The organism is Intestinimonas sp. MSJ-38, from assembly GCF_018917925.1.
Lineage (GTDB): Bacteria > Bacillota > Clostridia > Oscillospirales > Butyricicoccaceae > Pseudobutyricicoccus.
The window spans coordinates 1-13,743 of sequence record NZ_JAHLPO010000004.1 but is presented as its reverse complement, the minus strand read 5'-3'; the positions used below and the strand labels follow the sequence as shown (position 1 = coordinate 13,743).

The window sequence follows — 13,743 nt, the reverse complement described above, 5'->3', positions numbered from 1 at the left end:
TTACTCTGAGACAGTCCTTTTATTCTGGGAAAAATCCTTATACTTTGTGACAGGCCACCCGATGTCCCGGGGCCACTTCCCGCATCTCCGGCTCCTCCTGGCTGCACCGCGCTTCTGCATAAGGACAGCGAGTATGGAATACACAGCCTCGGAACTCATCGGTGCGCACCGGCAGCTCACCCTTTAATTCTTCCCTTCTCTGCCCCCGCTTGGACAGATCGGGAATGGACGCAAACAATGCCTGGGTGTATGGATGAAGAGGCTGGGCAAACAGCGCATCCGTGTCACATTCTTCCACCATGGCCCCTAGGTACATCACGCCGATCCGATCGCACAGATAACGCACCACACCCATATCGTGGGAAATGAACAACAGCGTCAATCCCATTTCCTTTTGCAGTTGGGTGAGCATATTGAGAATCTGCGCCTGGATGGACACATCCAAGGCCGACACCGGCTCATCGCACACAATAAGTTTGGGCTGAATGATCAGGGCCCGGGCAATGCCCATGCGCTGCACCTGACCGCCTGACAGCTCATGAGGATAGCGGAAGTAGTGTTCTTCCGAAAGCCCTACCTTTTTTAAAATGGACAACACTTTCTCCCGGCGGACCGAAGCATCCTTTTCCCCTTGAATGATGAGCGGTTCTTCCAGCAGCGCACCAATGCGCTGCCGGGGGCTCAGGGACGAGAGAGGGTCCTGAAACACCAGCTGGATGTCCCGGCGCAGGGAACGAAATTCCTTGTCTGACAGCTGGGTCAGATCTTTCCCATTGTACCAGATCTCTCCGCTTTCCGGCTTGGTCAGTCCCAGAATCGATCGGCCGGTGGTGGTCTTGCCGCATCCCGATTCCCCCACCAGGCCATAGGTCTCTCCCGGATAAATCTGCAGGGACAAGCCGGAGACGGCATTCATATAGGTCTTCGGCGGAAACAATTTACCCAAGGGGCCATAAATGGGATAATGTTTCCGTAGATTTTTCACTTCCAACAGAGGGGCGCTCATCTGGTTTCCTCCTCTTCTGCTCCATGGGGGGCGGTATAATTCCAGCACTTGACCCGATGGCCGGCCGACACCTCCACCATAGGCGGCTGGGATGCCTTGCACCAATCGGTGGCATGGGGACAGCGGGTACAGAAATGGCATCCTTCCGGCACGGCCGACAAAGGCGGCACTGCCCCTTCAATTACCGGCAAAGGCTGATCCCGCTGTACATCCAGCCGGGGAATACAGGCCAAAAGCCCTTGGGTATAGGGGTGCATGGGATGAGCAAACAACTCTTCGGTTTCCGCTTCCTCCACGATCTGCCCCAAATACATCACCCGTACACTGTGGCAAAGCTGAGCCATGGCGCTGAGATCGTGGGTGATGAACAACACCGACATTCCCAACTTTTCGTTGAGTTGGGCGATCAGATCCAGAATCTGCTCCTGGATGGTCACATCCAAGGCGGTGGTGGGCTCATCGGCGATAAGCAGGGCCGGCTCGCAGGAAAGGGCCATGGCAATCATCACCCGCTGCTGCATCCCGCCGGACAACTCATAAGGGTATTGCCCCAAACACCGGGCCGGATCGGGAATACCCACCAGTTTCAGTAATTCTCCGCTCTTTTCCAAAGTGGCCTTACGGGGCAGTTTCTTATGCAGCCGCAGCACCTCTCCCATCTGTTTGCCCACGGTATGCACCGGGCTGAGGGAAGTGAGAGGGTCTTGGAAGATCACCGAGATCCGGTTGCCCCGGATGCGCCGCAGATCGGAAAGAGGCAACTGCAAAAGATCCTCTCCCTCAAAGCGGATACTGCCTTCATAACGCACGCTGGTTTCATATTCCCGCAGCCGGAGAATGGACTGGGACATAACGCTTTTCCCCGATCCCGATTCTCCTACAACGCCGACGATCTCCCCAGGGTAAATGGACAGATCCACTCCATCCACAGCGGCCATAGGGCCTTTTCGCCCGGGAAAGAGGACGCGGAAATCCTTCATCTCCAGGAGGGGAGACTGATTCTCTCTTGTGTATCCCATTATTTTCTTCTCCTCCCTGCTGTGCGGGGATCCAGATAATCCCGCAATCCATCCCCCAGCAAACTCAAACTGAGCACACACAAAATCACGGCACCGCCAGGAAAGATCACGGTCCAGGCGGCTTTCTGCACCACCTGTTTGCTGGCCTGGAGAATATTTCCCCAGCTGGCGGCAGGAGCCGGGATGCCGGCGCCCAAAAAGCTGAGGGATGCCTCGGACAAAATAGCTTGGGCAAAAATGAAAGAAGCCTGTACGGTCAGAGGAGAAATGACACTGGGCAGGATGAGTTTCCACAGAATCCGCCGGTTGGTTGCCCCTTGGACCTTGGCCGCTTCCACATAGGTCTGGTTTTTGGTCACCATGGCGCTGGAGCGTACCACCCGGGCCACGCTGGGTGTATACACAATGGTCAGTGCCAAAATCACATTCCAGTTGCTGGCGCCCAGAGCGGCCATCAGAGCGATGGCCAGCAAAATGCCAGGGATAGCAATCAGGCCGTCACAAATACGCATGAGAATATGATCCATTACCTTGAAATAGCTGGCGTACACCCCGATGATGGTGCCCAGCAAACAGGAAAGCACCGCCACAGCTCCGCCTACGATCAAGGAAGAGCGGGCGCCATAAAGCACCCGGATAAACAAATCCCGGCCAAACTCATCGGTGCCAAAAATATGCTGGGCACTGGGAGGCTGTAACCGCTGGGTCACGGTCATGGCATTGGGGTCCGTTTTGCTGACAGCCGGGATGATGATGGCCGCCAAAACAATCAGCAGAAACACGCAGGCCCCGATGATCAATCCGGGGTTGCTCAACAGCCGCTCCCGGCGCAGCAGACGCTGCTCCCGCAGAATGGAAGCTCCCAGGTCAGAGGTTTTGTTTTTGTTTGACATCATTGCCTCCCTCCTTACTGCCGGCCCAGCTGGAGACGGGGATCTACCAGGCCATAGAGAATGTCCACCGCCAGATTGACCAGCACATAAATCACTGTAACAAAGAGCACCACACCCTGGATGACAAACACATCCCGCTGGTTGATGGAGCTCATGGTGAGCATACCCAGGCCAGGAATATTGAAGATGGTCTCGGTGACGATGGTGCCGGTGACCAAGCTGCCAAAGGACTGGCCTACTACGGTGAGGATGGTGGGAGCGGCGTTTTTCAAAGCCTGTCCGAACAAAACGGCGCTTTCCCGCAGTCCCTTGGCGCGGGCCGTGCGGATGTAATTTTTATAGAGCACATCCAGCAAAGCCGAGCGGGTCATCCGAGTGATATAGGCAGCCTGCACCACCCCCAGGGACAGAGCGGGCAAAATCAAATAGCGCAGATGTTCCCACAGGCCCCGGCTGAGCGGCTCATACCCTGCCACCGGCAGCCACTGAAGATGTACGCCAAAGAAAAGCATAAAGAACATACTGAGCAAAAAGCCGGGAATGGCCGTACCCAGCAGAGAAATGGATACGGTGGCCAGATCCACCGCTGTGCCTCGTTTGTAAGCAGCCAGCATTCCCATGGGGATGGCAAAGACCAGCGCCACCACCTGGGCCAGTACGGCCAGGCTGAGGGTGGGGATAAAATATTCGCCGATGGCCTGCAAAACAGGCATATCCAGAAAATAAGACTGGCCCCAGTCGCCCCGGAAGACTCCGGTGAGCCAATCGGCATACTGAACCAAAAACGGCCGGTCAAAGCCCAGTTGGGCATTGAGTTCGGCGATCTGCTGGGGGGAAGCTTCCAAGCCCAGCATCGCGGTGGCCGGCCCGCCGGGAATAAGATAAACCACCAGGAAGATGACCACCGATACCACAAACATCACCGGCAGCAGAGAAAAAATGCGCTTGAGGATGTAGGAAAGCATATCGCGTTACCCCTTCGATGCTTGAAATGAAAAAGAGAGCGGGGTGCCGATGCACCCCGCTGGCCTTCGGAAAGATGGTTGCCTTTCCCGGCCTTAGCGTCCCTCCAGCCAGCGATCCTGCCGAAGGAACAGCCCATTCGCAGTCCAATGCAATTTCCCGCCTCCCCCAAGGGAGGCCGGGAGATTGCTCATTGCGTAGAACCAGTATGATGAACAGTCCGATTTATTTCGGAACTTTCACATTCCAGTAGATGGGATAGCGCAGATAATCGAACCCTTCCACACCGTTTCTCAGACCATACACACCGGTGTAATGGCCCAGAACGGTGGCGGCGCCATACTCATACAAGAAGCCCTGCAGCTCCTCCCAGGCGGCCGAAGCCTCCTCGGTGGTGGCGGCGCTGCGGATAGCGTTGATTCCTTCCGTGACTTCCGGAGCGTCCAGCCCGGCCCATTCCTGGTTGAGCACGGAAAGCTGCACCGGCAAGGGGTTATAAGAGTTGCTGGTGATGAACAGATCATACTGAGCGGGATCGGCCCGGTGCTCCATAAAGGTGCTGAAGTCATACTGCTCCACTTCGGCATTGAAGCCGGCCTGCTTCAGCTGCTCCTGTACCACCAAGGTGGCGTTATACATTTCGCTGTAATCGGGAGTGGTGACCAGCACAATGGGTTCGTTGTTGTAACCAGCTTCCTCCAGCAACTTTTTCGCCTTTTCCGAGTCGTTCTGGTTGTAATAATCACTGCCGGCCTCGCTGCCCCATACGGCGTCATCCGGGGGACACCAGCCGGGGTTCAGCGTGTACAGGCTGGCATCGCCATAAGCCGCCAGCAGAATGTCATCACAGTTGAGGGCGGCCAGCACAGCCTGACGCAGTGTCTCATTCTTCAGAGGACCCTGGGTGGTATTGAAAAACAGGTTCAGCGTACCGCCAGTGCGCACATCCATGGTCAGATTTTTGTCAGCGGACAGATCCTCATAGTATTCCAGAGGCAGATCTTCGATGATGTCATATTGTCCGGTCTGCAAACCCGCAACCCGAGTGGCATTGTCGGCCACCACACGGAAATAGATGGTCTCGGTGGCGGCCGTCTTTTCACCAGTGAGACCGCTGCTCTCTCCGGAGGGAGACTGATAATCGGCAAAACGGGTGAGTTTCACATACTGATCCTGCTTCCACTCATCCAGCTGATAGGGGCCTGTGCCGATATACTCAGTGATGCCATCCGGGCCTGCCGCTTCCACCACAGACTGGGGATAAATCGCAGCAAACTGGATCGGCGCGGCCAGCACCATCAGGATATCGGAAGATGCCGAAGGCACTGTGAGAGTGACGGTGTAGTCATCCACCTTGGCAAAGGTGGAGCCGGCAATGAGCTGAGCCTTGGAGCACCGCTCCAGCCACATGTTCATAGAGGCCACCACATCATCGGCCGTCATTTCCTGGCCGTTGTGGAACTTAACCCCCTGGCGCAAAGTGATGGTATACACCAATCCGTCCTCACTGACGGTGTAGCCCTCGGCCAGGACAGGCTGCACTTCATAATTCTGATCGAGAGAGAACAGAGGCTCGTAGATGTGCACGCCAATGCCACCCACGATGTTGGAATTGATGCCATGAGGGTCCATGGAAGGAGGATTGGCCGCAATGGCAATGTTCAGCTCGGTTTTATAGCCAGTGCTCTGGCTGGAATCCGCCGGGTCCTTGGAATTCTGGTTCCCAGCGTCATTGCCGTCCTTGGGTGCGCTGCAAGCGGTGAGAAGCATCGCCATGCTCAACGCCAAAGCGGCAAAACGGGTGCGGGAAAAATGTCTCATAAGATTGTCATCCTTTCTGTCATATATTGGGCGTCCCAAATTTCGTGCCCGATTATAGCAGTCTGTTTATTTTCTGTCAAACTTTCTGCCTTTGTCATTATATTGTCCATTTTTCCCCACTTGACAGATCATTTTTATGGATGTTCTGCAAAAAGTTTTATCCTTTTTTTTACATATCGTTAAATTTTTATCCACCTCTCCATAGAAAGCATTCCTTTAAATTCCAAATAATTCCTATCTTTATTCAAAAAAACAATATTGCCCAAAATTCTTATCAACGCTTCCTATGCAAAAACAGCCAAAAAGCGTCGGGAGAAAACCGTCGCTTTTTGGCTGTACAATAGAATTTTCCTGATTTCGCTATATTTTGTGGCAAGCGGCCCGATGGCCAGGGGCCACTTCCCGCAACTGAGGCTCCTCCTGGCTGCACCGCTCTTCCGCATAGGGGCAGCGGGTATGGAACCGGCATCCGGGGGGCACATTGGCCGCCGAGGGCACCTCGCCCTTGAGGACGATCCGCTCTCTTTTCTTCCGGCCGGACAAAATGGGAATGGCCGAAAGCAAAGCCTGGGTATAGGGATGCTGGGGATGATCAAACAGCTCTTCTGTGGTGGCCATCTCCATGATCTTGCCCAGGTACATCACCACCACCCGATCGGAAATGTGTTCCACCACATTGAGGGCGTGGGAAATGAAGAGATAGGTCATGTTGCCGTAGTTTTCCTTCAGATCCATCAGCAGATTGATGATCTGGGACTGGATGGACACATCCAGAGCCGATACCGCTTCGTCGCACACCAGGAACTCCGGCTGCAAAGCGATGGCTTTGGCAATGGCCACGCGCTGACGCTGGCCGCCGGAAAATTCGTGGGGATACCGCTGGGCATACACTGGGCTCAGACCCACATCCGTGAGCAGCTCTGCCGTTTTATCAAAGGCTTCCTTCTGGCTCATGCCCATCTGCACCGTCAGCACTTCGCTGATGAGCCGTTTCACCGTCTGCCGGGGGTTGAGAGAAGAATAGGGGTCCTGGAAGATGATCTGGAGCTTTTTCCGCAGCTGCCGCAGCTCGCTGCCTTTCAGCTTCAGGATGTCGTCCTTTTGGTCAAAGACGATGCTGCCTCCGGTGGGCTGATTCAGCCGCACAATGGCCCGGCCGATGGTGGTCTTGCCGCATCCGGACTCACCTACAAGGCCCACCGTCTCGCCCTTGTTGATGTCCAGACTGACGCCGTCCACCGCCCGCACCACGCCCACGGTCCGCTGCATCAGACCGGCTTTGATGGGAAAGTGCACTTGCAGATCATCTATTTTCAAAATGGAATTTTGATTATTCATTCGTATTTTCACCCCGCTTCAAAAAACAGCTCACTCTCCGTTTTCCTACCACCAGCTCTTCCGGGGCCTGCTTGTGACAGATGTCCATGGCATAAGGGCAGCGAGGGGCAAACCGGCACCCTTCCGGGAAATGCAGCGGATTGGGAACCGTGCCGGAGATGGATTCCAGCCGCCCGCCTCTTGTCACCTTGATGCCCGGGATGGACAGGATCAGAAGTTTGGTATAGGGATGCCAGGGATCTTCGAAGATCTGCTCCAGCGGCCCTTCTTCCACGATCTTGCCGGCATACATCACTGCCACCCGTTCGGCGATCTGGGACACCACGCCGAAGTCGTGGGTGATGAGCAGAATAGACATATTCAGATCCTTCTGCAGCTGCTTCATCAGATCGATGATCTGGGCCTGGATGGTCACATCCAGGGCAGTGGTAGGTTCGTCGGCGATGAGCATCTGGGGATTGGAGGCCAGAGAAATGGCGATCATCACCCGCTGACGCAGGCCGCCGGACAACTGGTGGGGATAGACCTTCAGCCGTTCCTCCGGTTTGGGCACGCCCACCTTTTTCAGAATCTCCACCGATTTTTCAAAAACCTGCGCCTTGGTCAGATTGGGCTCATGGAGCCGGAACACCTCGCCCAGCTGCCGTTCAATGCGGTACACCGGGTTGAGGGAGGTCATGGGCTCCTGAAAGATCATGGAGATCTTGGAACCTCTGAGTTTGCGGGCTTCGTCCTTTGTCAGCTCCAGAATCTTCTGGCCGTCCACTTCCATGTAGTCGGCCTGGACCCGGGCGGTGTCGGCCAACAGCCGGATGAGGGACAACGAAGTCACCGTTTTGCCGCAGCCCGATTCTCCCACCAGAGCCAATGTTTCCCCTCGGTTGATGGAAAAGGACACACCGTCCACCGACTTGACCATGCCTTCCGGGGTATCAAAATATGTGCGAAGATTTTTCACTTCAAGGAATTTTTCGCCTTTCATCTTTGCACCTACTTTCTCATCTTCGGGTCGAAGGCGTCCCGCAGGCCGTCACCGATCCAGTTCATGGCCAAAACCGTCACCGAAATGGCAAGGCCGGGGATGATGGTCAAATACGCTTCCGATTGGAGATACTGCCGACCCTGGCTGAGCATGACGCCCCAGTCGGGAGCTGCAGCATCGGCTCCCAGGCCCAGATAAGTCAGGCTGGCCGCCGACAAAATGGCGCCGCCCACAGCCAAAGTGGCCTGGATGATAATGGGGCCCATGCAGTTGGGCAGAATGTGATTCAAAATGATCCGGGCATTGCCGAAGCCTGCCACCTTGGCCGACTCCACATACTCGGAGTTCTTCACCGCCAGCACCTGGCCGCGGGTCAGACGGGCAAATCGGGGCCAGCCCACAATGGCCAGGGCCAGAATGATGTTTCTTTGGCTGGAACCCAAAGCGGCCATAATGGCAATGGCGATGATCAGGAAGGGGAAGGACAGCATGATGTCGGTCATGCGCATGAGGATGGTCTCCACGATCCCTCCAAAGTAGCCGCTGATCAGGCCGATGGCCACGCCGATGGCACCGGTGATCAGGGCTACCGTCAGACCGGTGAGCACCGAAGTGCGGCCGCCGTACAGCAGACGGCTCCAGATGTCACGCCCCAGGTTGTCGGTGCCCAGAATATGGTCTCCCGATCCGGGGGGCTTTAGCTGATTCAGCAAGTCCATATCCAAAATGGGATCGTACTTTGTGAAGAGAGGAGCGCCGGCACAGAGAATGACGATGATCAGCAGCATCACCAGCCCCACCACGGCGATCTTGTTTTTACGGAATCTGCGTACCACATCGGTCCAATAGGTGGTGACGGGCAAGGATTCCAGACCGATCTCCCCAGAGGCGCCCTTTTGCACAGGGTCGACTTTTTTCTTTTTATCCCGCATAACAGGCCCTCCTTAGGATTTTTTATCCAGGCGAATCCGGGGATCCACCCAGGCATAGACGATGTCGATAAGCAGATTGACCAGCAGATAGCTGATACAAAGCATCAGGGTGATGCCCTGGATCATGGGATAGTCACGCTTGGAGATGGAGTTCATCATCAGCCGCCCTACGCCGGGCCAGGAGAAGATGGACTCGGTGACCACCGCGCCGCCCAGCAGGCCGCCCACTTCACCGCCAATGACGGTGATGACCGGGATCATGGCGTTTTTCAGCGCATGGCCCCAGATGACCACCCGTTCCCGCAAACCTTTGCTGCGGGCATAGCGCACATAATCCTGGTTGAGCACATCCAGCATGCTGGAGCGGATCATACGGGTCTGAGTGGCGGCCATGCCCAAAGCCAGAGAAGCAGCCGGCATGATGATGTAGCTGAGAAAGGTGCCCAGGCCCTCACTGAGTTCAGCGGAACCAGTGGAGGGCAGCCAGCCCAGACGCAGGGAGAAAACGATCATCAGCACCAGGCCGAACCAGAACTTGGGCAGGGACACGCCCACAGTGGCCAGAGCCGTGGCCAAAGAATCCCAGATGCTGTTGTGTTTGAGAGCGGCCAGAATGCCCAATGGAACCGAAACCACAAGGGCCAGCAGCATGGAGAAAGCGGCCAGTTTCAATGTGGCGGGCATGCGGGTCATCACACTGTCGAACACATCCTGGTTCGTGGCATAGGAGGTGCCCAGATCGCCTTTGCAGGCATTCACAACAAAATTCACATATCGGATCAAAAAGGGTTTATCCAATCCCCACTGCTCTTCCACCACCGCTCTCTGTTCTTCGGAGACGGTGCCGTCTTCTGTGCCCAAGATCAGGTCCACCGGGTCGCCGGGGGTGACATAGAGCAGAGAAAAAATGAGCAAAGAGATGATGAGCAGTGTGGGAATGGCTTGCAATAGTCTTCTCAGAATGTAAGTCCACATAGCGTTCTCCTCTTTACGAAACAGGCCCTGTCAGGGTGCCTGACAGGGCCCGCCCCGGTTCTCTCACGGTTGCTCTGACAGTTTGTTTGCTTTATTTGTGATTGACGCCCACATTGCGGAACTCGTTGCACAGGGAACGATAGACGCTGGCCTGCTTAAAATCGGTAACCGCTTTGCTCACGCCCATCTGGGAGTATTCGAAATAGCCGAAAATATGAGGAGCATCGGCGATAAAGATCTCAGCGGCCTGGGTCTGCAGTTCGCTGCGTTCGTCGATGTCGACGGTCCGCCAGGCTTCATCCAGCAGCGCATCCACTTCAGGATTGGAATAGCCGCAGTTGGGGCTCATGGTGTCGCTGGTATGCATCAGACGATAGGGGCCATCCAGGTTGGAATAGCCGCCCAGGATGTACATCTGCACATTGCCGTTTTTGATATCATCGGTATGAGTGCCCCATTCCACAGTCTGGGCGGTGCAATCCACGCCGATGGCCTTCATCTGGGAGGAGACCACCACAGCCAGGTTTTCACGGTTGCTGTCGTTGTTGCCTACCTGGAGGGTAAAGCTGAGCTTCTGTCCGTCCTTGGCACGGATGCCGTCGGAACCCTTCTTCCAGCCCAGTTCATCCAGCAGCTTTTCGGCTTCTTTCGGATCATACTCGATGCACGCTGCCTTGAACCGCTCCTCGTCGCCGCCGGGGCGTTCATAGGAGATGGGGCCATAAGCCCGCTTGGCCAGGGTGACGCCGGCGTCATTTTTGAAGATGGCTTCCACAGCGCTGTTCATATCCACCGCCATGGTCAAAGCCCGGCGCAGCTCGGCATCCTGGAAGAACTCATACTTACAGTTAAAACCGATCCAGCGGTAAGAACCTATTTCCGAGGCTCTCAGCTCCAGATGGTCCTTGTTTACGATGTTGCCCACTTCGGTGGGAAGCACCGACAGACACATATCGATCTCCTGGTTCTGCAATGCGATGGCAGAAACCGATTTGTCGGAGATGATCTTGAAGATCACTTTATCCAAAGCAGGTTCTTTATAGAATTCGTCGTTGCGCTCCAGCACTACCTGGGAGTCGATCACATGCTCCACAAATTTGTAAGCGCCCGAGCCCACCGGCTTGTTTTCAAGATCCCAGTTCTGCTCCACGGCCTGCCGGGGGATGATGTAGTTTTGATACATCTTGTACTCCCACAGCACATCGATGTCGTTTGTCACAAACTGAACGGTCTGCTCATCCACCACATTGACCTCTTTCAGAGTTTTGGACAGTTCGGTGTAACGCACCGAGCCATTGGCCGGGTCCAGATAGTACTCGTAGGAAAATTTCACATCTTCCGCAGTGACCTTGACCTTTTCGTCAAACAGGCCGTTGCCCGTCTGCCAATATACATCGTCACGAATCTTGACAGTCCAGGTCAGGCCGTCTTCACTGCACTCCCACTCTGTAGCCAAAGAAGGTACAAAGTTGGAATCCTGATCCATTTCCACCAGTGTGTGGTAGATCTGACGGAGGATATAGCCGTCGCCGTCGGAAGTGGTCTTCCAGGGTACCAAGGTGGTAACCGGCATGTAGGTGCCGATGACCAGCTCATTGGCGTCTTTTACCACTTCACCACCGGTGCTGGTTCCGCCGCCGTCATCGTTGTTGTCTTTCTTCTGGTCATTGCCGCCATTTTTGGCGCAGGCGCTGAGCAACATCACAGAGGCCAAAGCCAGCGCAATCAGGGACATCCATTTTTTCTTCAGCATAACCTTCTCTCCTATCTCTGTGTTCTCCTCGGCCCAGGTTGTCTCCCAGGCACTTCTTCTGCGGTTTTGCCTCCATCTGGTCTTGCTCTATGCCTCCGCCCCCTTCTGTTCCTTTGCTTTTATCTGCTGACACTATATCTTTATGTCAGAGATTATCATAAACTTTACAAAAAATAAAGCCAATTTTAGTAATTTTGTAAAGTTATACAATATATTAAACGGATTTTTAGTGCATTTTTAAATTTATTATTTTGCACTATACATTTTAGTGGAAAGTATGCTATACTTTTCACAAAGAAAGGGGCTGATGGGTTTGATCGATCTTTCGGTTTTGTTCGACCAGAATTCCACCCCAGCGGATTGGATGCTCACCCGCAAACAGAAGCAGATCGTCACATATATACGCGACCATCCAGGGGAAGTATGCTATCTCCCCCTGAAAGAGCTGAGCCAAAAGGTAGGCTGCACCGAAGTCACTCTGCTCCGCCTGTTCCAGAGGCTGGGCTTTGGCGGTTACTCCGATTTCCGGCGGGAATACCGCCAGTCTTATGAGGTGTTCCGCTCTCCGGAAAACACAGCCCTCACCCAGGATTTCCAACGCTCCCAGCAGCAGAATCTGCAGCTTCTGGGACACATCTGCCAGCAGGAACGGCAGCATCTGTACACCTTTATGGACGCTATGGATCTGCGCCCCATTATGAAGGCGGCCCAGGCCATCCACAGCGCCGATTACACTCTGCTCATGGGCCGGGGCATCAGCCATACCATGACGGAAGTGCTCTCCTATCGGCTGGGGGTCCTGGGGGTGCGGGCCGTGGTGGTCAATCCCGAAGAGAGCACCTCACTGGAAGGCCATATGAATACCATCGATGAACACACCACGCTGGTTGCCCTCACCTTCCCCCGGTATCTGAACGAACTGGGAGCAGTCACGCAGCTGGCGGCGGCCAAAGGGGCCAAGGTGGTGGCCATCACCGATTCCCCGGCCTCCCCCATCGTTCCCTTCAGCCATACGGTGATCTATTGTCCCATGGCCCGAGGCACTCTGTACAATTCTTTTGTGCCTGTTCTTACGGTGATCAATCTGATCGCCCACTCCATCGCCATCCAGCGGGGAGGCGGCAATCAGAGCCAGAAGCTGGAACGGCTGCGGCTTACATTGGAAGGGACCCATCCTTCGGCTCTGGAGGGTCTCCTATAACACTTGCAAAAAACCCCCGGACAAAAATCCGGGGGTTCAGACTGTCCAGAAACCTGCATAACGAAAAAAATCATTTGTCCTACCTTTCATCAATCCGCAAAAAGCCACGACCTGTGCGTGGCTTTTTGCACTTATCCAGGGGCAAGTGTACGCCGAAGGCGTGCATGCGGCCCCTTGCAAAAACTCGAAAAAGTGGCTTTTACCACTTTTTCGACATGCAAAAAACCCCCGGACCATCTGAACTGCACCCCATTTGTTAGACAGTATGATATACTATCTAACAGATGGGGTGATTTATTATGTCAAGAGGAAAACCAAACAAACGATACACGCCGGAATTCAAGAAGCTGGTCGTAGAAACTATGCAGCAGGAGAAACTGAGCTATCGAGAAACGGCTCGACAGTTTGAAATCAGCGATCATCACAGACTACAAGACTGGGAACGAATCTATCTGATCGAAGGTCCGGAAGGGTTCGCCATCGAACGGCGCGGCCGCGAAAGTAAAGGTCGTCCGCCAAAGCAGTTGCCGAAGCAGGTAGAAGAAGATCTGCTGGCAGAAGTTCAGCGGTTGCGTGCGGAGAATGACTACCTAAAAAATTTGCAAGCCTTGGTTTTGGAAGAGGAGCGGCGCCAGCACAAAAAACGCTGGTAGTTCAGAAGCTAAGGCAAAAACACGCACTCAGCATCCTGCTCTCAATCGCTCAACTGCCCCGTGCCACCTTCTACTATCATCTGAAACGGATGCAGAAAGCAGACAAATACGCCTCTATCAAAGAAGAAATCGCAGCAATTTACCACGAAAACAAGGGAAGATACGGCTATCGCCGGATTACGGCAGAGATTCGAAAGCGTAAATGCT

The 13,743-nt window shown here is 54.6% G+C and carries 13 protein-coding genes; 3 read left to right on the top strand and 10 right to left on the bottom strand.

Going from position 1 to position 13,743, the window contains the following annotated elements; all coding sequences use genetic code 11:
• Window positions 1-37: 37 nt before the first annotated feature.
• From KQI26_RS03625 to KQI26_RS03580, 10 genes are all read right to left on the bottom strand, one after another.
• Window positions 38-1,006 carry an ABC transporter ATP-binding protein gene (locus KQI26_RS03625; protein WP_216503252.1) on the bottom strand — a complete coding sequence of 323 codons (969 nt, stop codon included), beginning with the start codon at window positions 1,004-1,006 and terminating at the stop codon, window positions 38-40.
• Window positions 1,003-2,025, bottom strand: coding sequence for an ABC transporter ATP-binding protein (locus tag KQI26_RS03620; protein ID WP_216503251.1), 1,023 nt, complete (start codon window positions 2,023-2,025; stop codon window positions 1,003-1,005). Before KQI26_RS03620 ends, KQI26_RS03625 begins: the two co-directional genes overlap by 4 nt.
• Window positions 2,025-2,921: an ABC transporter permease gene (locus KQI26_RS03615; RefSeq protein WP_253292656.1), complete on the bottom strand. Its 897-nt coding sequence runs from the start codon at window positions 2,919-2,921 to the stop codon at window positions 2,025-2,027. The genes KQI26_RS03620 and KQI26_RS03615 overlap by 1 nt, the downstream gene beginning before the upstream one ends.
• An 11-nt stretch (window positions 2,922-2,932) precedes the next feature.
• The gene (locus tag KQI26_RS03610) at window positions 2,933-3,883 is read right to left on the bottom strand and encodes an ABC transporter permease (RefSeq protein ID WP_216503250.1); all 951 of its coding nucleotides are present in this window, start codon (window positions 3,881-3,883) and stop codon (window positions 2,933-2,935) included.
• Window positions 3,884-4,106: 223 nt separating this feature from the next.
• A complete protein-coding gene (locus tag KQI26_RS03605) occupies window positions 4,107-5,702 on the bottom strand; it encodes an ABC transporter substrate-binding protein (RefSeq protein ID WP_216503249.1) in 1,596 nt (531 codons plus the stop codon).
• A 360-nt stretch (window positions 5,703-6,062) separates the two neighbouring features.
• Window positions 6,063-7,040, bottom strand: a complete 978-nt coding sequence (locus tag KQI26_RS03600; RefSeq protein ID WP_253292655.1) for an ABC transporter ATP-binding protein — start codon at window positions 7,038-7,040, stop codon at window positions 6,063-6,065.
• Window positions 7,033-8,022, bottom strand: coding sequence for an ABC transporter ATP-binding protein (locus KQI26_RS03595; protein WP_216503248.1), 990 nt, complete (start codon window positions 8,020-8,022; stop codon window positions 7,033-7,035). The genes KQI26_RS03600 and KQI26_RS03595 overlap by 8 nt, the downstream gene beginning before the upstream one ends.
• Window positions 8,023-8,030: 8 nt before the next feature.
• The gene (locus KQI26_RS03590) at window positions 8,031-8,954 is read right to left on the bottom strand and encodes an ABC transporter permease (RefSeq protein ID WP_216503247.1); all 924 of its coding nucleotides are present in this window, start codon (window positions 8,952-8,954) and stop codon (window positions 8,031-8,033) included.
• 12 nt (window positions 8,955-8,966) lie between these two features.
• A complete protein-coding gene (gene nikB / locus KQI26_RS03585; protein ID WP_216503246.1) occupies window positions 8,967-9,929 on the bottom strand; it encodes a nickel ABC transporter permease in 963 nt (320 codons plus the stop codon).
• Between the two features lie 91 nt (window positions 9,930-10,020).
• Window positions 10,021-11,682 carry an ABC transporter substrate-binding protein gene (locus KQI26_RS03580; RefSeq protein WP_216503245.1) on the bottom strand — a complete coding sequence of 554 codons (1,662 nt, stop codon included), beginning with the start codon at window positions 11,680-11,682 and terminating at the stop codon, window positions 10,021-10,023.
• 307 nt (window positions 11,683-11,989) lie between these two features.
• Between KQI26_RS03580 and KQI26_RS03575 the strand changes: the two genes are divergently transcribed.
• The 3 genes from KQI26_RS03575 to KQI26_RS15665 all read left to right on the top strand — a co-directional run.
• The gene (locus KQI26_RS03575; RefSeq protein ID WP_216503244.1) at window positions 11,990-12,883 is read left to right on the top strand and encodes a MurR/RpiR family transcriptional regulator; all 894 of its coding nucleotides are present in this window, start codon (window positions 11,990-11,992) and stop codon (window positions 12,881-12,883) included.
• Between the two features lie 299 nt (window positions 12,884-13,182).
• The gene (locus KQI26_RS03570; protein ID WP_216503243.1) at window positions 13,183-13,536 is read left to right on the top strand and encodes a transposase; all 354 of its coding nucleotides are present in this window, start codon (window positions 13,183-13,185) and stop codon (window positions 13,534-13,536) included.
• Between the two features lie 89 nt (window positions 13,537-13,625).
• Window positions 13,626-13,743: IS3 family transposase (locus KQI26_RS15665; protein ID WP_216503377.1), on the top strand; the 118-nt coding region annotated here is incomplete at its 3' end.

Bases quoted from the DNA above. Each gene is read 5' to 3' on its own strand.
- KQI26_RS03625 (WP_216503252.1), bottom strand. From the start codon at position 1,006: ATGAGCGCCCCTCTGTTGGAAGTGAAAAATCTACGGAAACATTATCCC.
- KQI26_RS03620 (WP_216503251.1), bottom strand. From the start codon at position 2,025: ATGGGATACACAAGAGAGAATCAGTCTCCCCTCCTGGAGATGAAGGAT.
- KQI26_RS03595 (WP_216503248.1), bottom strand. From the start codon at position 8,022: ATGAAAGGCGAAAAATTCCTTGAAGTGAAAAATCTTCGCACATATTTT.
- nikB (WP_216503246.1), bottom strand. From the start codon at position 9,929: ATGTGGACTTACATTCTGAGAAGACTATTGCAAGCCATTCCCACACTG.
- KQI26_RS03615 (WP_253292656.1), bottom strand. From the start codon at position 2,921: ATGATGTCAAACAAAAACAAAACCTCTGACCTGGGAGCTTCCATTCTG.
- KQI26_RS03610 (WP_216503250.1), bottom strand. From the start codon at position 3,883: ATGCTTTCCTACATCCTCAAGCGCATTTTTTCTCTGCTGCCGGTGATG.
- KQI26_RS03575 (WP_216503244.1), top strand. From the start codon at position 11,990: ATGGGTTTGATCGATCTTTCGGTTTTGTTCGACCAGAATTCCACCCCA.
- KQI26_RS03600 (WP_253292655.1), bottom strand. From the start codon at position 7,040: ATGAATAATCAAAATTCCATTTTGAAAATAGATGATCTGCAAGTGCAC.
- KQI26_RS03605 (WP_216503249.1), bottom strand. From the start codon at position 5,702: ATGAGACATTTTTCCCGCACCCGTTTTGCCGCTTTGGCGTTGAGCATG.
- KQI26_RS03590 (WP_216503247.1), bottom strand. From the start codon at position 8,954: ATGCGGGATAAAAAGAAAAAAGTCGACCCTGTGCAAAAGGGCGCCTCT.
- KQI26_RS03580 (WP_216503245.1), bottom strand. From the start codon at position 11,682: ATGCTGAAGAAAAAATGGATGTCCCTGATTGCGCTGGCTTTGGCCTCT.
- KQI26_RS03570 (WP_216503243.1), top strand. From the start codon at position 13,183: ATGTCAAGAGGAAAACCAAACAAACGATACACGCCGGAATTCAAGAAG.